The sequence below is a fragment of the Mucilaginibacter sp. genome (genome assembly GCF_025362475.1).
GTDB lineage: Bacteria > Bacteroidota > Bacteroidia > Sphingobacteriales > Sphingobacteriaceae > Mucilaginibacter.
Genome location: NZ_JANYGH010000058.1, coordinates 148,901 through 172,420 on the forward strand (window position 1 = coordinate 148,901; position 23,520 = coordinate 172,420).

Genomic DNA, 23,520 nt, shown 5'->3' on the forward strand with positions numbered 1-23,520 from the left:
AAGGCTGCAACAGTTTATTTTAAACTGTTGCAGCCTTGTTACATAACAACCTTGTTACTTAACTTCGTCGAGCTGCAAAACAACACTTGTTCTGCCACTGTTAACATCGGGGTTGATGCCAACGGTCATTAAAAAATCGCCGGTAAGCGTCAAATCATTACCTATAGTTGAATTGGTGCCGGGATAAAGATTGATCTCTTTAACCTGGTATTTTTTCTGCGGATCGAGGCCTTTTAAACGGATAGGCACTTTAGTACCCGCATTATAACGGTTATTAACCAAATAGTTAAATACCACCGCTTTTGATTTGGCATCATTTACATACATAATAGATGCGGCATCATTATCCCAAGGGCTTTGAAGGCGGTATTGATCGCCGTGCCAGATGGCTTCTTTCAGGTAATCATAATTTTTAAGCGCGCCATGAACATATGAAAGATCCTGCTCGCTTAGTTTACTTACCACAATGTCAAAACCTAATTTGCCCATCATAGCCACATCTGTACGGAATTTTAATGGCTGTTTGCCCCAATCTGTTACGTGGTTTGAGCTGGTGATAGCCGGGTAGAAGAACGAGTACTCCCATTGAATGAAAACACGCTCCAACGGTTCGGTATTATCGCTTGGCCAAAACTCTGTAAAGTATTTAAGCGCGCCATAATCAACACGACCGCCGCCACCAGAACATAGCATTAAAGGAACCTTTGGATACTTCGCCCTTACGCGTTCAAGTACTTTATATAGCCCCCGAACATAATCAATATACAAATGTGATTGATCTTTTTTCAAATAAGCCGAATACGCATTATAGATCACTGCGTTACAATCCCATTTAATATAAGCCAGATCTGGATTTTTAGTAAACAGGTTATCAACTATCCCATAAACAAAATCCTGCACCTGCGGATTGGAAAGATCCAATACCAACTGGTTACGGAAATATTTTTCGGGGCGATTAGGTTGCTTAATTACCCAATCCGGGTGTTTGGTATACAATTCACTGGCTGGGTTAACCATTTCCGGCTCTATCCAGATACCAAATTTTACGCCATCTGCCTGCGCTTCTTTAACCAGCGAACTGATGCCGTTTGGCAGCTTCAGTTTATTCTCCTGCCAATCCCCAAGTCCGGCAACATCACCGTTACGGGGGAATTTATTACCAAACCAGCCATCATCCAGCAAAAATAATTCGACACCTAATTTTTTGGTATCTTTTAATAATTGAGCCAGTTTGGTTTCGTTAAAATCAAAATAAGTTGATTCCCAGTTGTTCAGCAGGGTAAGTCTTTCGCCTTCGCCATCAACAATTTTATATTTGCGGGCCCAGCGTTGTAATTTACGGCTGGCATCCCCCTTGCCATGGTTTGAATAGGTATAAACCAATGCCGGGGTAGTAAATTCTTCGGCAGGTTTAAGGTGATATTCTGATGCGGCATTGTTTATACCGGCAATCACCCTCAAATTATTAGAAACATCCAATTCCAGATCGATCTTAAAATTACCCGACCATTCCAGCGCACCAAGCATTACTTTACCTTCGTCCTCGGTAGCGGGTTTATCCATAGATACCATGAACATCGATGGCTCATATAAATTGGCACGGGTGCCCAATTTGCTATCGATGGTTTTAATACCGTGAGTCAGTTTTGCTTCTTCGGGCTGCATTTCAGAAGCCCAGTTGCCATGGTATTGTTTGAGCCAAAAGCCATCACCCTTTAAATTTAAATTTGCAGAAGCAAATTTATTAAGCGTTACCGTCCCCTTTTCGCCATGTTTTATAACCGACCATTGTTCAGTTACATCTTCTTTAAAATAAGTTTTATAATACAGGGTAACTTCAAAAGGATAAGCAGGATCTTTCAGCTTTACGGTTAATAAGCTGACATCTTCATCAATTTTAGTAACAGTGTGGCTTACATAAACCAGGTTGAGTGATTTATTGCCATCTGCGTGTGTAACCGTTATAGCAGGCTCGGCAAGACTCGCCGAACCGGATGGCATATAAGCATCATTAAGAACACCCGAATCATCAGCCTGGTGATACATTTTCAGGATCTGTTCGTACTCTTTGGCATTACTCAATTTTGTGCCGAAATAAACCATTTTAAGGTTTTTCTCGGCATCGGTTTGCAACACCAATGCGTTATTTTGTGTTTCTACAGGGATAGTTACCGTTTGAGCGAAACTTGCTGTCGCTGCAGATAACAAACTTGCCAGCGTAAGGCAAACAGGTACCAGGAATGTTTTTTGTGTTCTTCTCATTTTATGATTTTGGTTATTTTTTGATCTCAAATTTATACAATGCCGCGTCGCTTCCGCCCAGTTTAAAGCTTGTTTTTGGGTTTATGGTGTTACCTTGCAGCAGTTCATGAACTTCATATGATGCGGTTGGGTTTAATCCTAAACGTTTGTTATCAAAAGCAAACGTTTTGGGTTCATTGCCATAATTAAACAAGGCAATATAGATACAATTCCCGATTTTTTGGGTAAACATTTCAGAGGCATTTTCACCGGTATTACCTTCAACTGGTTTAAAAGTTTTACCATTTTTTATCACGGTTAATATTTCGGGATTTTGATACCATGCAATGGCTCTCTTGCTCCACTGCCCATGTACCGAAAAATCATCACCTGTAATAAACGTACCGGTTATCATCGCCGATAACATCCGCGCGCGGTTAGTACCTTCACTTTCTGTTGCTAATACCACATGATCTGCATCAACGTAATTGTATAAATAGGTTTGCCACCAGCCGTAACTTACACTATTTAAGGTGTATTGGGTGTTATCGATACTTTTAAAAGCATCGCAGGCAATTCTGCGGGTATGCACGTATCTTCCTGTAGCCAGTGTGGGCGATATAGCGGCGTAGATAAGCATCTGGTCGCCGAGTTTATTGATGAGGTACTCCATCCCTTTACGGTAAGCCTGCATACCGGTAGTTACCGTGGGATCATAAAAATGGGTTGATTCGGCAGTGGCATGGCCCAGGAAATCAATCTTGATCATCTTAAAACCGCATTCCTTTAGTTTGCCAATAACCAGGTCGATGTGTTGCAGCGTACCTGGGTGCGTGGGGTCAACGGCCCTTGCGCCGTCAATTTCATGAAAGCCTTTACCAACTTTTGTCCAGGTTTCCCCATAAGTATAATTTGATCCGGCTACTTTTCTGTTGGGACCATCTTTCCAGCCCCAGTCTGTAAACGGCGCCCAGTATACACCGGGCTGCAGACCTTTGCTTTTGCAGTAATCGGCAAACTCTTTCAGCTTACTGTAATCGCCTTCCAAACCGCCTTTTAACATAAAATCCCAATAGGAATCAAGATCGATAAAAGCCGTGTTGCCTGTACGGAACGCAGCCAGGCTATCAGCAAAAAAGTCGGTTACTTTGGTGGCCTTTTCATAGTTCAGTTTTTCCTGCATTACGCCCCAGCTATTCCAGCCAACGGGTGTTGGATTTGTCCAGTTAAAAACAACAGGGGGTTCGGCAATGCGGTTGGCTTTGGCATATTCTTCCATGCCGGTACGCCAATCATCAAAGTAGCCTACAAAAATCTTAGGCGATTTTACAACCTCACCTTTAACATCGCCGTGATCGGTGTGATCGCGGGTTACATTTACATCGGTATAGCCGCTCCAAACCAGCAACCTGTTGCCGCTATCATTTTTTGATGTAGTACGAATACCGGTTTTCCATACTTCGTGCTCAATGGAGCCGGCAATGTAACCATTGCGCGAAGTGTTATCATATACGGCACCAACTTCGGCGCTGGTATTGCTGAACGGAGCCTTAAACTCTTTTGCATTATAGCGAATAAAAGTATCGTTATCAAAAGGAACAAAGATGCTGCGGACGTCGCCGGTAACAACAGGTATATTGGCAGAGAAAGGCATGATGGAATTGCTGCTCAGGTTTTTTCCTGACAATACTATCTGTGTAAGGAAAAACTCTTTACCGGGATAGGTATAAAAGACTTGCTCAATTTTAGCAAGGTTATTTCCGGTTATGGTTATTACATGCTTTTCGCCTTTACCAAAACCATCATTGATAGCCGCTGTAGTATATTTCCGCGACAGAGCATCGGTAGTAGAAACCGCGACATCCTTTATTTTAAAGGTTGAACTGATATTGGAGAATATTGCCACTTTACCGTGATAAACGTTATAATTGCCGGTTTTAAGATCATAAACAATGGTATTGCCTTTGCCGTAGGGCATAGTGATATTTGAAGTTTGCTTATGGATGGATGCCTGTGCAATAACGGGCAATACAACCGTCAATAATAAAGCTGTAGTTAGCTTATAAAGTATCTTCATTAATTCCTTTTAAGAGACCGTTTAAATTTTATTAATAACTCTTTTTATGCTTTAAGAATAGTTCATTTCCGCGTCATTGCGAGGCACGTATTTGCTAAAACCCCTTTTGTCATCCTGAGTTTTGAAATCCGTTTTGGCCTCTGAAGAAAAAAATGACGTAACAAAAATGGGTGTCATCCTGAGCCTGTCGAAGGATAGCGGGCAGAGGCCTCTCCGCGCGAGTCTTCGACAGGCTCAGACTGACAGGCCCACACGTCTCAAAATCCAATACGTCATGGGTAGGAACGAAGGATCTACTCTCCACCATACTTCTTCGCCCTGTACAGTCTGCGAATAGATCCTTCGTCCCTCAGGATGACAAACCTTTTTAACGTCATTTCCCCTTCAGTGTCCCCCGAATTTTACCACTCGCGATGACGAGCTGTTTATTAAAACAGATGAAGCTTAAAACTTCACTGCCATTACTTCCTTCATTATTCCGTTAACCTTTATTTTCACCTTGCGTGGTGTGGTTGATGTAACGCGGTAGCTGATTACTTTACCATCTTTCCATTTAAAATCAACTGTAAAATTACCGCGTGCCCGTAAGCCCTTTACTTCGCCCATTGCTTTCCAGCTATCGGGGATGGCGGGGATCAGGTTGATATAACCTTCATGGCTTTGGATCAGCATTTCGGCAATACCAGCAGTTGTACCCAAATTACCATCTATCTGGAAGGGCGGCCCGGCAGATAAAAGGTTTGGATAAATACCACCACCTGCACCATAGTTGATGCCTGTACTTGTGGTTGGTTTCATAATCTCGGTAAAGAGTTTATAGGCACGGTTACCATCATGTAATCTCGCCCAAAACAATAACTTATAAGCGATAGACCAGCTTGGACCATCGTCGCCGCGTACGTTAAGGGTTTTCTTTGCGGCTTCTGCCAGTTCAGGTGTGCCATCTGCCGTGATCTCCGATGCCGGATAGATACCGTACAGATGGGAAATATGCCTGTGCTGTGGTTCGGTCTCTTTATAATCTTCCAGCCATTCCTGGATACGGCCATCTTTACTGATGATACCTGCAGGCGGAATTTCTTTAAGCCTTTTTTTCAGCTGGGCGCGAAAATCTGCGTCAACACCTAAAGTTTCTGATGCGGTAATTACGTTGGTAAATAGCTCACGCATGATCTGGTTATCAAAGGTGGCGCCAATGCAGATACTCGCATGCTGGCCGCTGCCATCGGGCATCATAAAACTATTTTCGGGAGATGAGGATGGGGCGGTCACCATGTAACCGCTTTTAGGATCTTTAACCAGGATGCTGTTATAAAACTGAGCCGATCCTTTTAAAATTGGATAAACGCTTTTCAAAAAGTTTTTATCGTTGGTAAAAGCATAATGATCCCAAATATTGCTGCACAACCAGCCCGAACCTCCTTTGGTTACGCCCCATGAGGCGCTTTCGCCGGGTTCTGTCCATCCCCAAACGTTGGTAATTACGTGGGCCACCCAGCCATCTGCGTTGTAATAAGCTTTTGCAGTGCGCTCGCCATTTTTAACCATGCCGCGCACCAACTCAACCAATGGCAGGTTTAATTCTGATAAATTGGAAACCTCTACCGGGAAGTGGTTCATCTGCACATTTACATCCAGGTGGTAATCACCATTCCAGGGGGTATGTACTTCATTGGCCCACAAACCCTGCAAATTGGGTGGTAATAAACCAATGCGGGTGCTGCAAATACTCAGGTAACGACCAAACTGGTAAAATAAAACCGGCAGACCTTTATCGTCCGCAGGTGCTTTGTGAAAGCTGATCAGGCGCTGATCAGTAGTTTCGGTTGAATTACCTTCGCCTAAATTGATGCTTACCCTGTTAAACAGTTTTTGAAATTTGGCTATATGCTGCTGTTTTTGCAATGCATAACTCGTTTTCATGGCGGCGGCTAAATGCTGCTCCATTTTTGCTTTAAAGGCTGGATCTTTAAAATCAGTAGTTGCAGAAACATAAATGATCACCTCGGTTGCATTTTTTACTACAAGGCTGTTTGCTGTATGGGTTAAAGTACCGCCAATAAGCTTTGTTTTAACGTTGGCAATATATTGCATGCCGTTACCGTCAGTACCATTATCCAATCTACCTGCCATTTGCAGGGTGTTGCCATCTGTTGTTGTAACTGATCTTTCCGGACGATTGATATCAATACTAAAATTTAGCTGACCAGGTTTATTGGCCGTTAAGCGGATCATATCCACATCATCGCCGAAACTGGTAAAGTACTCACGCTTGTAAGTAACGCCATTAACCGTATAAGTACTTTTGGCTATGGCATTATCAAGGGAAAGTTCCCTTTCATAGTTGGTGAATTTTGAAGCATCGGCGCCTTTATAATCAAACTCCAGGTTCAAATTACCAAGGGTTTGAAAACACCCCCATTGCTTACCGCCCGAACCGGGACCTTTACAAACAAAATCCTTATCTATCAAAGCCTGCGCCTCTACATTTTTACCTGCTAATAAAAGCTCCTTTATTTGTGGCAGCTTTTTATAGGCATCGTAGTTATTGGCATCCTGCGGCGAGCCGGACCATAAGGTAATATCATTTAGTACAATATTTTCTTTAGCAACTCCTCCATCCGGCATCATCCCAAGCCGACCGTTGCCCAATGCAAGCGTTTCTTCCCACCTTGACGCTGGCTTATCGTAATGCAAAGTAAGCGGCTTTTGCTGTGCAAAAGTGATGGTTGATATTAATAAGAGCGCTGTTGCGCCCGGTATAATAAATTTTAAATTCATCAGGTTTTGTTATGATTTTATTACGGGAATATCTATTGCATTTACATCCAGCTCCAACACTACTACAGAGCAGTTTTCATCGGGCAAGGTGGCTGGCAACTCTATCCTATATCCTCTTCTATCAGATTTGATAGCTACCGCATTACCGTTAAGGAAATATGATTTTAGTATTTTAACATTAGGCAATAAGGGGATATTCAATGTACTATCCTTGTGTTGAAAAATGTTGATGTATATTTTATTGCCAAAACGCGTGGAACCGTATTCGGCAGTTGGCACATATGGCCCTCCATGTGTACCGTAAATTGCTTCGCCGTTCTGTTTTAGCCAGTTACCCATCTCTTTTAAACGGGCTACCTGCCGGGCCTCCATGTGGCCATCCATAGCCGGGCCAACGTTAAACAGCAGGTTACCGTTGCCCGATGCTGATGTTACTAAAGTTTGGATGCACTGTTTAAGAGATTTCATCCCGTCGTTAGGTTTCCAGGCCCATTGGTTACAAATGGTGATGCAGCTTTCCCATGGCTCATCCATGTTTAATTTTCCTATAGTTTGTTCGGGTGTTAAAAAGTCACCCACCGCATCGCCGTCCAGCTTATCGCTTATTTTTCCAAGCCTGTTGTTTACAATAACATTGGCATCAACACTTTTAATGTAGCTGTAAATTTCTTTGCCATCTTCTGTTGTCCATGGTTTTTCCCAATAACCATCAAACCAAAGCATAAACGGGTGGTATTTGGTGATCACTTCTTTCAACTCGTTTTTCATGCGGGTTTTAAAAGCGGTCATATCCCCTTTCCTCGCATTTATTTCGGGGTGATGAGGATTATCTATCGGGTAATCCTTGTCGTGCCAATCAAGCACGGTCATATAGATACAAAAAATTATACCTTGTTTTTTACATGCCCTGGCAAGTTCACCAACGATGTCTCTTTTAAAAGGTGATTTGGAAACGTTGTAATCAGAAAAAGCACTTGGCCATAACAGGAAACCGTCATGATGTTTGGCGGTGATGGTTAAATATTTCATCCCGGCATCCTTTGCAGCTTTCACCCAGGCATCGGCATTAAATAATGTTGGGTTAAATTCATGGTACAGGTTGTCGTAATCTTCTTCGGGTACCTGGTCATTGCGGCTCCAGCCTATTTCGGTACCACGCTGGGTAACCGGGCCAAAGTGGATAAACATGCCAAAACGTTTATCCATAAACTGATCCATAACCGCCTTGGGCGTTTTAAGCGGTGCAGCGTTTTTTACCTGTTGGGCAATTGAAACACATGTACTTAACACAAAAGCTATGATGAGCCCTGCTTTTTTCTCCATGGTATAGTTTTAATTAATTAGGTTGTACTATTTATTATTTACAAAAAAGTTAACAATCCGGCAGGCGTTGCCCTTGCTCGAATTATTTTTTTTGTCTCTGATCTTTATTTTTAATATATGGTTACCGTTACTCAGGTTATCGCCAAGCAGATGATAAACACCAAGGTGGATCCAGCTGTAGAACTCGGTTAACAGGTCAAGTTCTTTGTAAGCTCCATTATCAACCGAGTAGGATATAATACCGGCATCGGGCCCGGCCACAACGGCAACACCAACGGCTGTGCCTTTAAAAGGCAGGGTTAGTTCGCTGCCAGGCTCAGTCGAGATCAGCATCGGCACATCAACAAAACCGGGGCGAGTGGAAAGGCCATCCTTTGGATTCCAGTTTGGGTTGATAGCCCAGCCCTTATCCAGTTTGGCATTGGCGATATTGTAATAGCTTCCGTTATTATAATTTGCCTTATCAATTGGTTTGGGTAAAGCAGCTTTAAAAGGTTGTTTATACTCGGCCAAAATACTGGCTTGTAACAACGCCTTGATGCTTTCAAAATAGATCTCCTGCCCATGGTACCATGGATGGATATCTTTAAAATCATCGGCCCAGGTTAATTCCTTGTTTTTTATCTTATCATTAACTTCAAGCGCCAGGTTAACATAGGGCAGGTTGTAATGCGTGGCAACCATCTGGTGGTTCAATAACTCGGGCGATACCTTGCCTTTGGCATAATTGTCCATTTTTTGAGGATCGACAAATGCCATAAAAATTACATCCATCATCGGGTTAGTCAGCTTTGCATGCCTCACTATTCCTTCTAAAGCGCGTACTTGTGTAGTACTATCGGTGCCTCTGTCGTTTACGGCTGCTTCCACAAAAAGCAGGTCGGTTTTACCAGAATCAAGAATATCTCTTTGAACCCTGAAAGCGTGCGGAAGACTGCCTAATGACGGGATGCCCGCAGCTATAAAATGAAAATCAGTTTCGGGATAGGTTTCTTTAAGGTACTTGCACACCTTATCGCGCCAGCCCGGATTAAAGGTGATAGAGCCTCCCAAAAAAGATACGGTGGCCTTTTTCTTTACCGTTGCTGCGTAATAAAAGTTATTTAACCCGCCTGCAACCTTAACATAATCACTATATGGCAGTATTTTTTGTACCGGGTATGAGTTATTGAAAATAAAATCAGCATAATAAGCCGGGCGATCAACCTTAAAGTGATGCCCCTGCAATTCCATTGGTCCCTGTGTTACAGGATGGATACTGATAGGGCCTCCCAATGCGATATAGCGCTTCGCCAAAACATCGCTATTCTCTGCCGGCGGGGCTAACTTATCATCAAGACCTATAGTATGCAAAACAGGCACCCTGAACGATGCCAGGCCTTCCAGGTTATCAATAGGGTTATCATTATAGGCAATGGCCTGTTCCTCGGTAAAATGATATACCCGTTTTAATTCATTCCAGGCGTTTGCATCTCCTGCCCCTTTTAGTTTACCGCCGGGCCAGCTTTTAATATCGCAAACAGGGGTTTCGGCGTAAATACAGGTTACTTTATCGGGGTTGCGCTTAGCCCAGGCATAAGCATATAAACCGCCCCTGCTTACGGCTTCGAGGGCCACCTTTGGCGCAAAGGCCTGCTGTTTGGTGAGGTAGGTGTAAAACACATCATAAAACTTCATGGCCTCGGGGCCGCCATACTGGTTATCTACATTGATAAAAGCAACATAAAATCCTTTTGCCAGCAGGATACTATCCATTTGGGTATGCCAATCGGGGAATGATGTACGCCACACCCATGGATTACCCGGCAATGGATGGGCAGGTTTTACGTAATATGCATCGTAACCTCCAAATTTCAGTTGTACTTTTTCAAAACCCTGCCACAGATTAGTTTTATCCTGTGCTTTTAAGGCCGAAAAAGCAGTGATTGAAAGTAACAGGGTAATTAAATATTTAAGTTTTAGCATTGACTCTTCAGCTTTATTGTATTATTCAATGGTTATATCTCTTAATGTTTGAACAGACAAATTATTTTCAACTGATCCAAAGCCGGGCTTTGTACCTGTATTAAAATATGCTGCATTTGTTTGAATTTGTTTTATTGGTCAGGGGTAAATGTATCGGGTTATTGCATTTCAAAAAATGGATAAACCTTTGAAAAAGATGGATAATCCACTTGTTAAACCGGGTTTAGCCTTGCATTCACATATATTATTCGGTAATAGAGCATTTATAATCAACACGATAAAAAAAGAAGGGATACATCCATACCAGCAAATCAGCTTTGTATCAATTTTGTGATCTAAGAAAATCCAATCTGCCCCAAAAGTTATATAATTGATTCTTTTAATTTACTGCCGAGAAACTATACAACTGGCCCACTTGCGTTTTAAAACTATATTTAAAGTCGGCATTTTCCTGACTACCCGTTAAGCCTGCAATATTGTTTTTTAAAGCATTAGGCGATCTTAAATTACAAACACCGCCTGCCAATGATTTAATTGTAAGCTTTGCAATTTTGCCATTTCTCCATTCCATATTGGTGATCTCGAAATCGCCGCGGGCACGCAAGCCCTGTACATTACCGCTCCACCATGCCTTGGGTAAGGCAGGTAATAGCTGAATTTCGTTTGTTTGGCTTTGCACAAGCATTTCTGTAACGCCAGCGGTGTAACCAAAATTACCATCTATCTGAAAAGGCGGATGCGCGCAGAAAAGGTTGGCGTAAACTCCCCCACCCTCGTTGTAATTAACACCTGAGCCACCTGCCAGCGTTATAAAGTTGTTCAGGATTTTATAGGCATGATCACCATCCTGCAGTCGTGCCCAAAAGTTCATTTTCCAGGCCATTGACCAGCCTGTTGATACATCGCCGCGAGCCAATAAACTCACTTTAGCTGCTTGTGCCAGTTCTGGTGTTTTGATTGTGCTGATGCGCCTGCCGGGGTGCAAGCCAAAAAGGTTTGATGAGTGCCGGTGCGTATCTTTCGGATCATCACGATCTGTTTCCCATTCCTGTAACTGCCCCCATTTACCAATTTTAGGTTTTAGTAAATGTTCTTTCATATCATCTACATGATCGCGATAGGTTTTATCGGCGCCCAAAACATCCGCGGCTTCAATATAATTGGTAAACAGGTCATAAATTATTTCCTGATCATAAGTTACACCGTCTTCCGTTGGACCATGTTCTGGCGACCAGCCCAAAGGCGATACAAGTGTACCATCGGGCCTGTGTTTTAAATGATCATCCCAAAACTCAACTATCTCCTTAAGAACAGGGTAAGCAAAGCTTTGTAAATATTGTTTATCTCTTGTAAAAGCATAATGTTCCCAAATGCCCTGCGCATACCATGCGCTGCCGGGAGTGTTCCACAAAAAGCTTGAGCCGCCAAAGATGTTATTTTCGGTTTTCACTGTCCAGCCGCGCACACCGGGGTATTCTTTTTGAGTGCTTTCCTTTTTAACCTCGCGCATGCTGTTGATATAATCCAGGTAAGGAATATGGCATTCAGAAAGGTTTGTGGGCTCGGCAAGCCAGTAGTTCATCTGGATGTTGATATTGGAGTGGTAATCGCTGCGCCATGGCGGGTTATTGCTCTCGTTCCAAAGCCCCTGCAGGTTGGCAGGCAACCCGCCTTTCCTTGATGAACTGATCAGCAAATAACGTCCATATTGATAAAGCAGCGCTTCCAGTTGCGGATCGGCAGCTTTTTTATAATCAATAACACGTTTATAGGTTGGTTCGGCAGCTATTGGCGCAGGTGTTGTACCCAGGTTTATAGCTACCCTGCCAAACAAACTTTTATAATCCAGCAAATGGTTATTAAATAATTGCAGGAATGTTTTAGCTGATGCGGCATCAAGGTTTTGTTTTACTTTGATACCCGGCGCTTCACCCCGCCAATGTTGCTCGCGTTTGTTGCTGTAATCTGTTGCTGCCGAAAGCAAAACAGTAAAACCATTAGCTTGGTTGATGTTAAGCTGTGTACCACCTTTGCCATCACTTTCAACAGTGGCTGTACCTCCTTCTGTTTTTACAACGATGGATGCATTATAGGCTAAGCCATTTTCCAGTTTACCTTCTATTTGCAGCGCCGTACCATTGGCAGTAACTTTTGACCCATGGGCATCTTTAAGGCCGATGATGGCAGAGTAAGCTCCCTTTTTATCGGCAGTAAAATGCAATACCATTACCTTATCCGGAAAGCTGCAAAAGTATTCGCGCTTGTAAGCTACTCCTCCATCAGCATAAGCTATCTGCTGAATAGCTTTGCTGATATCCAGTTGCCTGCGATAGTTAGCAGGTATAGCCATACTGGTATCTTTACCTTTAAAATTAACAAACAAGTCGCCAAAAGCCTGGTAAGCCCCGGTTTCAGATTCATCGCCCGTCCATAGGCTGATCTCGTTGAACTGGATATGTTCCTGCGCCAGGCCGCCAAAAACCATCCCGCCAAAACGGCCGTTACCCATTGGGTAGGCTTCAGTCATCCATGTTTTCGCGGGTTTATCATCCCAGATTATTAAAGGGTCTGATTTTTTTTCAGCTCTTTTTTGCGCGTTTACAGTCTTCGCCGATATTATGCTGAGCGCTACAAGGACAATATAAATTATCTTTTTATTCATGTTTGGTTTAAAATAGGATGAGCTAAATATCTAAATAAAACAACCGTTGCCAACCATCAATCTTAGCAAATTATTGTGTTATTAAAGCATTAACATAATTGTTACCCACGCCATAGCTTTATCAATTCCCATTATCCCAATTTATTTTAAAAACGTACGATTCCGAAACCTTGCCACCGGTAATATTAACGTCGGCTGCACTGTAAAAATACGCAGGTTTGCCATTTAGGATAAGCACGGCCGGCCGCTCAAGTTTACCGCTTTGATCGCGCTGAAAGTGGCCCGGTGTGGCTAATAATTTCTGATGATCTTCTTCTGTTCCCCAATAATCAAACAGGTTGCCCATAGCAATTTTTGAGTCGGCCAGTTTAAACGATAAGCCTGTTTTTGATTCCCAAAGTGAAATATAGCCGTAAATACCGGTGTTGCCTCCCAAATTATCGGTTGTTAACAGGTAATATTTGCCATTGGTTTTAAAAGCTTGGGCATCCTCCAGGTACGATACATTATCGGTTATAGGTTTATCGCACATTACATACGGCCCTTCCAGATTATCGGCAACGGCATAGCCATATTTTGACTCCATTTGATGCGGCGTGCCAGATTTGAAATAGATGTAATATTTTTTGTCTATTTTCATAAAGGCAGGGTTATCGGTACCTATATCGCCATGATAGGTCCAATGCTGCGGGTCATTAGACTCTTGTATTACGATGCCGCCCTTTTCACCTGCAAATTTCCAGGGGCCATTTAAATTATCAGCTATCATCATGCCGATACGCTGTTTAGTTTCCTTAGATGGATTTTGGCAGATGTAAAGTAAAATGTACTTACCATCTACAGCTTCCAATCGTGGGTTATGCGGCCCCCACATAGTACGTTTGTCCGGGAACAGGGACGATTTCATAACGGTAGCGACATATTTAAATGGCCCTTCGGGCTTGTCACTCACAAAGTGCGCTATCTCGGCATTCGGGCCAGTCCAGCCTTCCATCCCTTCGGCGGCCGGCCAGCGGCTGCCGAAAATATGAATTTTGCCATCCTTACCCTGTATCGGCGAAACGCACCAATTATACCAATTCGGGTTGCCAATAGCAACGCCCACCAGCTTTGCCGTTAACGCCATATGCGAATACGGAACCTTTGTAGGCTTGCCCTTTGCCGTAGGTAATTCTTTGGTTATTGTAGCTGTATTGGGTATTTGTGCATGCAGGTTATACTGCGTTGTAATTAACAACAGGCCGGTTGTGATTTTAGCTATTGTTTTTACGTAAATCTTCATTATTTAGAAGCGGTTAATATTTTGTTTTATAATTGGTAAAAGACGGGAAGGCCTATTTTGATTTGGGCAAATTAATGGTAAAAAATCGAGGCCGAAATGGATAATGCCTACTTAATAATGGATAATTTCTTTGAAATGTATGGTCTGTTGCGTGTTAAAAAATTTATAAAAAAACCTCCCGGGTGGTATACCCGCGAGGTTTCCATATTCAAATTCAACCAATTATTATTGTCTATTCCAGAAGGTCATTTCGCTCATGTTGCTGTATCCAGAATTTAATACGGTATGTAATACCCTGATACGGATATACCTTATTGGTGGAGGATTACTTAACAGATCAACTTTTAAAGCAGCCTGCCCGTCATCAGACCGGGTAACCGATTTAAGCAGTATCCACCCTTTGGCAATTGCTTCAGCTTTCCAGCCAGAGTTATCGGCCCTTAAAGTGGTAGTTGCTCCGGTTAAGTCATTAATACCCCATACTTCAAACTGATCAGGATTATTACAGCAATTTCTGCCTACTTCTTCCAGCTGCGATAAGCTGTTATAGGATTTTCCCATATCGAAAGTTAACACGTGGGGAATATAAGATCCATCACTGTGGAAGATATTTGGATATCCCTGGGGGCCATTACTTCCATCCCAAAGCTTGCTGATACTTGTTCCCGATTCATAAGTGCTTACATCCTGCGGAAGGTGCACTTCGGTGAATAGCGCTTTATTACATTGAGCAATCACGAATATATCCGGGAATTGATCGGCCTTGGTAACGGTAAATGCATCAATTGCGTTTGAATCCGGGTAATAAGAAGACTGAAAGGTAACCTTCCCACCCGATTGGTAACTTGGAAGTGTTACAACACTATCTTTACCCAAAAGCGTTGCTTTAGATATTACTCCCGCTGCATTATTATAATTAATTATGGTGTTGCCATTAACAACAGAAGTATCGGCACCTTTAAAATTCAATGTTACCGAACCATCATTATGAACAACGTATGGATTAGCTGCATTGTAAGCTCTGTTCAAAAGCGTACTGGCATACACAGATCCGTAAACTTTAACATTATTTACCTCCCTGGCGATAGAATTATTTCCCTTTGCATCATAAGAATATATGGTGAAAGAGTAAACAAACTCCTGAAGCCCTGTTATAGTGGTTTTTATGCTGTCCGTTTTGGTGGACACGCTAATTACCTGTGAGTCGGCTTTGTTATTCCAGTATATTACATATTTAGTAATACTTGGGTCCGAGCTTGATTTCCATTTAAGGCCTACTCTAAGGTTCCCGGGTTGTGTTACCACATTACCAACGGCGCCTGTATAAATAAGTTCCTTACCATTCTGGAACTTTTTAAACTCCGTTTGGGATTTATTACAGCTATATACTACAAGTAGTAATACACAGCTTAATGTTATATATATGAGCTTTTTCATATGTTTATTTTAATAGTAGTTATTTTGTTTGTACAGGTTGCTCTGTTATTCAGGTTTACCATAAAATGATAACTCAAGAACGTGTGCAAGCGTACCACCTTCCCATGTTCTGGCTATAGATAAGCGCATATATTTAACCGAAGGCGCATTAAACGGAACATTAAACTCGGCACCGAGGTCAAAAAACGCCTTATCACTTGCATTGGGTGTTGTTGGAGGTAAGCCGGATGGCGGCGGTGGCCAATGGAAATTACCCATATTTGTCCAATCACCTATTACAGTTCCTTCGGGAGCAGTTAAAGGCAATACAGCATCAGCAGGTAGGGTTTTGTTTGAACCCCAGATACTGAAATCTTTCGGGTTACCGTGGCCATACTCATAACCCTGCCTGCCATAAATTGTAAACCGGCTTAATTTATAGGTTTTTCCTACATAGAAAGAACAGGTAAACGGAGGGACTGAATTGGAAAAGGTGTGCCAGCCGGGATCATTTAGCTTACCATCCCAAAGGTTATTAACTGTCCATCCACCGCCTTCATAAAGTGCATCATCGCTTGGTAAAGTGTAGGTTTCAAATTTACTTTTATCCAGCAACTCTTCATATAAAGGATTCAAAGTCACCTTCAACGTATCGGAGATATTTCCCCATTCGTCAGTTATATACACGCCAAAATTCCTTGCGGTTGTAGTATACCCCCGTAATGAAAAATCAATAGTATCCGTTTTTGTAAAATGCTGCTCCTGAACCTCCATAGATTTGGTTACATCATCAAACGCGGTTACTATAACGCCAATATTCCTTCTTAACGGGTTTAGTGCTTTAACGTTAACCCCGCCAAAGTCGGCAGAAATTGCAGCGGACGGCCTCACCAATTCATATACAGGCGTTAATGGATGTACGGTTACCGTAACCGCATCAGACATTACGTTTGCACGGCTTACAACATACAACGTAACCTGGTAATCCTGCGATTTTGCAAAACCATTAACAACAACTGTATCCTTGTAATATGATGATTTAGTTTCTCTTGTCACCTTATCCCTGATACTGTATTTTGCTACTACATACAGCAGGTTATCGGAGTTAGGAAGATCATAGGTAATATTTGCCCCACCGTTAAAGTTGTCTACTTTAACATTGGTAATAACCCCGGGCTTCGTTTTATCAGTAGAAACAGGCGTATTACTAAAGCCGTCATTCCTTTTACAGGAAATTATGCTCATCATTACCAGGCATATAAGCAGCAGTAATGAATATTTATTTATATTTTTCATAATTTTTCAATTATCTCTTTAAATCTTTTTTATCCCCGCTTACCAATTTGGGTTTTGAACCAAATTATTATTAACAACTAAATCATCTGCCTTTATTGGCCACAGGTAGTTCCTGTTATTGAATACTGGTGTGATGATAGTATGCGGGCGATAATAGTTAACAAAACTTTCCTCAAGAAACGCCCATCCCTGTAATGGTTTGGCCATAACTGACTGCAACTCTTTCCACCTGCGCAGATCCCAGCCGGCTTGTCCTTCAAAAGCCAACTCAATCCTTCTTTCCTGGTGAATTATCTGGCGCAAACCATCCTGTGTTGCATACTTGGTTGGATTTTTTGAATACTTGGTCCATGCTTCCACAACACCTGGTAAACCAGCCCTTGTTCTGATCCTGTCAATATATGGAATAACCTCTGAGGATGCTTTTCCCTGCTCATTCAGTATCTCGGCATATAACAGGTACATACCTGCAACCCTGATCAATGGCATGTGAAAATCTTCCCAGGTCATGGATTTATCGTAAATTGTTAAATAATTTACCAATTTTTTTGGCCAGTAACCTGTTTCATTTAAACGGATATAATCTTTAAAACCTGCAAACGAAGATGGGCCTTTACCTGCTACAAACAATGCATTTTCGCCATTGCCAGTTACGCCGTTACCATACCAAACGCCGCCATCAAAAGCCATATCGGCATAAAACCTTGGTTCACGGTTGAAGTGGGCTTTCACCGTTTCATAACCATTGTGGATGTAAAACCTATTGGCATCATCTCCCGTTTGTTTAGTATAACGGTTGGCATAATCCCATGTGTTATCCTCGGTAATTGGTACTCCTTTATTGGTATAAAAAAGTTCCTGCTGACTAATTGGAGCTGCAATAGTTCCCTGCGCAATTAAACTTCCGGCTGCGCCTGCGGTTAACCTTGGCATGAAATATTCCTGGTTACCATATCCAAAATGCGCATTTAAAGCCCATATCAATTCTGGATTTGTTTCCCATTTATCGGTAATGGTTGTTTGCAGGTTTAATACTTTTTTCAAAGAATCAGTAAGACTTACCGGAATATTTGACGTTAAATCTGTTTGCACGTGCAGCCTTTGACCATTTGCTTCGAAAGTGGTAATAGCGGCAAGACACGCTGCTGCTGCTCTATCCCACTTGGTGGCATCATATGCGGTTTTAAACAATAGCTGACCATCCTTATTTTTTAAAGATGCAAAATCGGGGTTGCCATTAAATAAAGGGCTTGCTGCCGTTGCCAACACTTCTGCCTTTACACAAAGTGCTATTGTTTTTGTTATACGGCCCAGTTCCTGGGTTTGATTCTGTATTACAGGGGGTAAGCCTGGTACGGCTTCATCAATTAGCCTAACTATATAATTCACTACAGAATCTGCCGGAGCCCTTTTTATTCTTACGTCCTCTGCAGAAGCGTTAATAGGCAGGTTTTTATCAACAATAGGAATTGGCCCATACATTCTGTATAAGTAATAGTTGTAATAGGCTTTTAAAAATTTAACCTCCGCTATCCATCTTTCCTTTTCACCTGCTGTAAGATCAATAGGCTTATCAATGTTCTCCAGCATGGTATTACATTTCCTGATTGCCTTAAACATCGCCTGGCCGCCATTTGCCCCGTCCCAGAAATTCAATGTTGGGTTTTGAGAGGTTTGTGTTCCGCGCACCAGGTTGAATCCCTGGGGATCAACCCCCTGGTTGTCCTGAAGATCATTTGGAAAAAGAGTCTCGCCCGAGGTTACAAAACCAGCATTATAGTGTATATCAGCTGTGCTTTGCATCGCATTGTAACATGCAAAAAGATAATTTTCTGCCTCGTTTCGGTTCCTGAAGGCATAATCAATAGTACCAACATTATCAGGGATAACATCAAGGTACTTTTTACATGATACACCCGTCATAGCCAAGGCTATCATGCATAAATATTTGTAATATGATTTCATATTCTTAAACTAATCGTCGGTTAATATTATAAATTAACATTTATACCAATGTTAAACACTTTCTGGATCGGGTAATTAAATCCGTTACCACCCAATTCCGGATCCCACATTTTAAATGGACTCCAGGTAAGGAGGTTTAAGCCGTTAACATAAATACGGGTGTTTTTCACCCCTAAAGCTTTGGCAATTTTGGCAGGAAGTGTGTATCCCAACTCTGCTGATTTTAGCCTTAAGAAGCTTCCATCGCGCATCCACCAGGTACTCTTTTGCCTGTTGTTTTCAATCTGTGCGCCGTTAATACCTAACCTTGGATACAATGCATATAAATTTTGATTATCCTCTGACCAATGGTTATCAGCATACTCCTGGAGCAATTGTGTATTACCATTAAACTGTGTATCAGGGCTCTGTATAAAAGGGCTTGTACGGGCAGGGTCAATAAAGAAAGAAACCTTTGCCTGTCCCTGGAAGAATGCAGAAAGGTCAAATCCTTTCCATCCGCCACTTACACCGAAACCATATACAATTTGTGGAATATTTGGATCGCCCAGGTATGTCTGGTCAGCTCCATCTATTTTACCATCGCCATTTAAATCGCGATATTTAATATCCCCGCCTAAAGGCAAAGTTCCGCCATTACTAAAGCTCTGGGTTGGTGAATTGCGTGCTTCTTCATCGTCAACAAATAAACGATCAGCTATATAACCGTAATCGCGGTTAAGTGGCTGCCCTACCTTAAGCCTGTAAGCTTCATAAGCAGGTTGTTCAAACTGCACATACTTGTTGGCTGTGTAGGTAAAATTGGCCCGCGCTGAAATAAAGCCCGAAGTTCCTATACTTCTTTTACCATCAAGTTGGATATCAATGCCCTTTGATTGAACTTTACCAATATTGGCAGAAATAGGAGCCTCAAGGCCCAGTGTTGATGGTATATTGTCAAGGCTTAGATCTTGCAATACATCATACTTGTCGTTCCGGTAAACCTCAGCAGTTACATTGAAATTTTTAAATATGGTGAATTCTACGCCTAAATTTAACTGTTTCGATTTTTCCCAGGTGATATCGTTATTTTGATAATTATTGATTGCAACTCCATTATGGCTGTAAATATTATTTGTACCAAATGAAGCACCACCGCCGCCATTTAAATTCACATCAGATATATAAAAAAATCTTCGGTTACTGATCTGGTCATTACCAACTAAACCGTAGCTGGCGCGAAGTTTAAACCTGTCAAACACATTGTACAGATCGCCCCAGAATTTCTCGTCAGATATGATCCATGATGCACCAATAGTTGGGAAGAAACCAAACCTGTGGTTATCAGAAAAACGCTCGGTACCATTATAGCCAAAGTTGAATTCCAAAAAGTACCTGCTCTTGTATGAATAGGTTGCACGACCTGCCACAGTTTCGTTACGATAAGGTAAAGAATATTGCAGCGTATAAGGATTCTGATCAGGGTGATTGTCAACAATATCAGGATCTTTGTTGTTAGAATATATTTGTTGCTGACGGGTACCGATCAATGAGCCACTTATGGTATGGTCTTTCCCAAAAGTGCGGCTATAATCCATTACCCCCTGCAGGTAAAGTTGGGTTTGCAGATTATCTGAGTTAACATCCCTGTTGTAGTTAAGGTATTCCTGCGCCTGCCCCGGCAGATTATTAATCCAATTTAACGTATACTGGTTAGCCGCTTTATCATAAGATTTTACTTCATAATAAAAAGGATTATAGTTCATATTAGATTGAAAATATGCGTATCTGTTGGTACTGAAAATACCATGAAATGTTAAACCCTGGGTTACAAAATCCAAATTCTGATTTAACTCCAATTGAGCAAGCAGCCTGGATTCGTTTGAGTTTTTATGTCCCTTTAATAAATCTGCGTATGGGTTACGCGTTTGCGGCGTATTGGTAGACGTACCTGCAGTATTACCGAAAAGAATATGTTTTACATTAACGTTGGCAGAATCCGGCGCATAATAGGCCGGGAATAAAACCGGGCTGGTGTGCGTTGCCTCGTTATAAAGATCTGTTGAAAAACCACCATCAGCAGTTTGCGGACCATTATAGGAGTTAAATGTGCCGGATAAACGAACAACTAATTCTGTTTTATCAGTTACATTAATATTTACGTTTGAGCGTAGCTGGTAGTTGGTAAATTTAACGTTGTTATTGTTGTTGTTCCTGATATCGGTACGTAATATACCGTTATCGTTACTATATGAACCGGCAACATAATAACGTGCGATACCACCACCACCTTGCAGGCTCAAGTCGCCACGTTGGGTACTGGTGTTTTTCTTAAACAACATGCCCAACCAGTCTACAGCAGGATATACATACGAATTGCTTCCCGGATCACCTCTTAATGCGGCCTGGGTATTTGCAATTTTATTAGCAGAAAAAGGGCGCTCCGCTAAAGAATTACGTGTCACGGTAGCTTCATTATAAAGATTCATGTATGTAATAGGATCGGCCAGCTGAATACTTTTCACTGATTGCGACGAAGCGTTTTCAACCCTTACATTAATTTGTGCTTTACCAGCCTTACCTTCTTTGGTTTTAACCAAAATAACGCCATTACCACCTCTTGCGCCATATAAGGCTGTGGCACTCGCATCTTTCAATATCGAAAAGCTTTCAATATCATCTACGTTCAACCTCGCCAAATCTGATGTTGTTAACTCAACGTTATCAATCAGGATCAAGGGGCTTTGCCTGTAACCAAAGGTAGTAACACCCCTGATAAAGAACTGGGCATTATCCTGCCCTGGTTGCCCGCTGGGAGTATAGGCGATAACACCCGCTACCTGCCCTGCTAAAGCATTTGTTAAGTTGCTTGCCGGTATTTTTAAAACACCCGGCTTTACAGATGTTACGGAACCTACTACGGCTTCCCTTGATTGTTTTCTACCATAGGCCGTAATAACTACATCATCAAATTGGCTTTTGGCCTCAGAAAGTACAATTTTCAATACCTTTTGGCTGGATGATATGGTTATTTGCTTGGCTATGTACCCCACATAGCTTATTTTTAAAACTGCTCCAGGTTCAACATCCAATAGGAATTTACCATTCCCATCTGTTGTTGTGCTACTGCCCTTTTTATTTAAAGGCGCAATGTTGGCGCCAATAACCGGCACGCCCAGCGTATCTGTAACGGTACCTATAACAGTAACTTTAGTTTGTGCGGCTGCACGGTTAACAGAACCAAAACCCATAAATACAAAAACAAGCACAAGTAGGGCTGTTAGTGAGTTATAAGGAATTTTCAACACCCAAAGGCGTCTTAATACATCGTAAAATTTTCTCATAAATTGGTTAATTATTGGTTTGCAAATTGATTAAGGAAAAATTGGTGTAATACTTTTTCATAATTTAATGGGGTATCGGCCCCGCGCTTTAGCTGTATTCTTATTTAATGTATATTTTACAGTTTATTTTTTTTTCAGTAAAAAAGGCAAAGCATGCCCGTGCATATAAAAACGCAGTTTTATTCACTGTAGAAATTGAAAGCCTTATGGGATAACACTTTACCTTTTTAGCGTTTATCTAGTAATGCAACTAAACAGGTATGAAAAATTAATTACCCAATGTGGCTTTTGGTAATTAATAACATGATTCAGATGGGTTTTAATTGAAAGTAATTTTCTTGCATACTTCTAAGTTTATTATTTGGTTAAATTGGTTTAGTAAAACTAATTTACCTTAACACTATTTGAAATGGATAAATCTTGAAATTAGATGGATTATACTATCCTTTTTCATTTTTTTTCACACAAAAAATAACTGTACAAATCACACACAAGCGCTATATAGGAGTGTTTTATATTTTTAAAAATGATTTGTACTTGATGGATTATAATAGCACTAATGTGTAATTCAATGATGTGAAATCTTAAATATTGCATTTAACATAAATTATATATTAAACATTTATAAACATGACAGCATTAATGCAAATCCGTTAGGATATAAACAAAACGGGGAGCTGAATTTGAAAGAGTGCCCAAATCCAAATTCAACGCACTTAATTGGTGTGGAACACTTCTTCCATATTTTGCCACTGTTTTTTTTGTGCAGCAGCTTCAGGAAGCGGAATTTGTGTTGGATCTGTTTCTTTCCACCATCGCTGCGTAGTGGTATCAGCAGCCATTTTAGCCATGTCGTCCTTTAAATTGGTGCCGGTATATTCAAAATAGCTAAACAAAAAATATTTATCCTCAATTTTTTGAATGTAGATAGAATAATTATGAATGTTACAGGCCGCAATCTTTTTTAATACTCGTGGCCAGGCATTAGCATGCAGCTTCTTGTAATAGGCCAGCTTCTCGGGTTTTAAACCGGTTATCATACCAAAACGCTGCACTTTCACGTTAGCCGCCTTTGGTGTATCGCCGGGATCTTTATGCTTATTTTGCTGACTCTTCATATATATCCCGAAGCCAATCCAGCTTGTTACTATTAAAATGAGAAGGGGTGCTTTGGGTGAGCTCATATGAT

Annotated in this window: 12 protein-coding genes; all 12 read right to left on the reverse strand. The window is 41.5% G+C overall.

The annotated features are described in order from the left end of the window. Window positions 1-54: 54 nt before the first annotated feature. The gene (locus Q0R88_RS19325; protein WP_295719312.1) at window positions 55-2,262 is read right to left on the reverse strand and encodes an alpha-galactosidase; all 2,208 of its coding nucleotides are present in this window, start codon (window positions 2,260-2,262) and stop codon (window positions 55-57) included. A gap of 13 nt (window positions 2,263-2,275) precedes the next feature. Further along, window positions 2,276-4,318 carry an alpha-galactosidase gene (locus tag Q0R88_RS19330; protein ID WP_295719313.1) on the reverse strand — a complete coding sequence of 681 codons (2,043 nt, stop codon included), beginning with the start codon at window positions 4,316-4,318 and terminating at the stop codon, window positions 2,276-2,278. A 444-nt stretch (window positions 4,319-4,762) separates the two neighbouring features. Next, entirely contained in the window at window positions 4,763-7,099 is a 2,337-nt protein-coding gene (locus Q0R88_RS19335) for a glycoside hydrolase family 95 protein (protein ID WP_295719315.1), read from the reverse strand. 9 nt (window positions 7,100-7,108) lie between these two features. Next, window positions 7,109-8,422, reverse strand: a complete 1,314-nt coding sequence (locus tag Q0R88_RS19340) for an alpha-L-fucosidase (RefSeq protein ID WP_295719317.1) — start codon at window positions 8,420-8,422, stop codon at window positions 7,109-7,111. Window positions 8,423-8,449: 27 nt separating this feature from the next. After that, window positions 8,450-10,387, reverse strand: a complete 1,938-nt coding sequence (locus Q0R88_RS19345; protein ID WP_295719318.1) for an SGNH/GDSL hydrolase family protein — start codon at window positions 10,385-10,387, stop codon at window positions 8,450-8,452. 379 nt (window positions 10,388-10,766) lie between these two features. Next, entirely contained in the window at window positions 10,767-13,049 is a 2,283-nt protein-coding gene (locus Q0R88_RS19350; RefSeq protein WP_295719320.1) for a glycoside hydrolase family 95 protein, read from the reverse strand. A gap of 121 nt (window positions 13,050-13,170) precedes the next feature. Beyond that, a complete protein-coding gene (locus Q0R88_RS19355; RefSeq protein WP_295719322.1) occupies window positions 13,171-14,331 on the reverse strand; it encodes a glycoside hydrolase family protein in 1,161 nt (386 codons plus the stop codon). Between the two features lie 225 nt (window positions 14,332-14,556). After that, window positions 14,557-15,768, reverse strand: coding sequence for a DUF4998 domain-containing protein (locus tag Q0R88_RS19360; protein WP_295719325.1), 1,212 nt, complete (start codon window positions 15,766-15,768; stop codon window positions 14,557-14,559). A gap of 45 nt (window positions 15,769-15,813) precedes the next feature. Continuing rightward, window positions 15,814-17,043 (reverse strand): DUF4959 domain-containing protein, encoded by a 1,230-nt coding sequence (locus tag Q0R88_RS19365; protein ID WP_295719327.1) that lies wholly within the window; start codon window positions 17,041-17,043, stop codon window positions 15,814-15,816. A gap of 39 nt (window positions 17,044-17,082) precedes the next feature. Further along, complete coding sequence (locus Q0R88_RS19370; protein WP_295719328.1) at window positions 17,083-19,008, reverse strand: RagB/SusD family nutrient uptake outer membrane protein; 1,926 nt, start codon at window positions 19,006-19,008, stop codon at window positions 17,083-17,085. Between the two features lie 26 nt (window positions 19,009-19,034). Continuing rightward, window positions 19,035-22,331, reverse strand: coding sequence for a TonB-dependent receptor (locus Q0R88_RS19375; RefSeq protein ID WP_295719330.1), 3,297 nt, complete (start codon window positions 22,329-22,331; stop codon window positions 19,035-19,037). Between the two features lie 716 nt (window positions 22,332-23,047). Continuing rightward, a complete protein-coding gene (locus Q0R88_RS19380) occupies window positions 23,048-23,515 on the reverse strand; it encodes an L-rhamnose mutarotase (RefSeq protein WP_295719332.1) in 468 nt (155 codons plus the stop codon). Window positions 23,516-23,520 lie beyond the last annotated feature (5 nt).

Bases quoted from the DNA above. Each gene is read 5' to 3' on its own strand.
- Q0R88_RS19355 (WP_295719322.1), bottom strand. From the start codon at position 14,331: ATGAAGATTTACGTAAAAACAATAGCTAAAATCACAACCGGCCTGTTG.
- Q0R88_RS19360 (WP_295719325.1), bottom strand. From the start codon at position 15,768: ATGAAAAAGCTCATATATATAACATTAAGCTGTGTATTACTACTTGTA.
- Q0R88_RS19365 (WP_295719327.1), bottom strand. From the start codon at position 17,043: ATGAAAAATATAAATAAATATTCATTACTGCTGCTTATATGCCTGGTA.
- Q0R88_RS19345 (WP_295719318.1), bottom strand. From the start codon at position 10,387: ATGCTAAAACTTAAATATTTAATTACCCTGTTACTTTCAATCACTGCT.
- Q0R88_RS19375 (WP_295719330.1), bottom strand. From the start codon at position 22,331: ATGAGAAAATTTTACGATGTATTAAGACGCCTTTGGGTGTTGAAAATT.
- Q0R88_RS19340 (WP_295719317.1), bottom strand. From the start codon at position 8,422: ATGGAGAAAAAAGCAGGGCTCATCATAGCTTTTGTGTTAAGTACATGT.
- Q0R88_RS19350 (WP_295719320.1), bottom strand. From the start codon at position 13,049: ATGAATAAAAAGATAATTTATATTGTCCTTGTAGCGCTCAGCATAATA.
- Q0R88_RS19370 (WP_295719328.1), bottom strand. From the start codon at position 19,008: ATGAAATCATATTACAAATATTTATGCATGATAGCCTTGGCTATGACG.
- Q0R88_RS19380 (WP_295719332.1), bottom strand. From the start codon at position 23,515: ATGAGCTCACCCAAAGCACCCCTTCTCATTTTAATAGTAACAAGCTGG.
- Q0R88_RS19335 (WP_295719315.1), bottom strand. From the start codon at position 7,099: ATGAATTTAAAATTTATTATACCGGGCGCAACAGCGCTCTTATTAATA.
- Q0R88_RS19325 (WP_295719312.1), bottom strand. From the start codon at position 2,262: ATGAGAAGAACACAAAAAACATTCCTGGTACCTGTTTGCCTTACGCTG.
- Q0R88_RS19330 (WP_295719313.1), bottom strand. From the start codon at position 4,318: ATGAAGATACTTTATAAGCTAACTACAGCTTTATTATTGACGGTTGTA.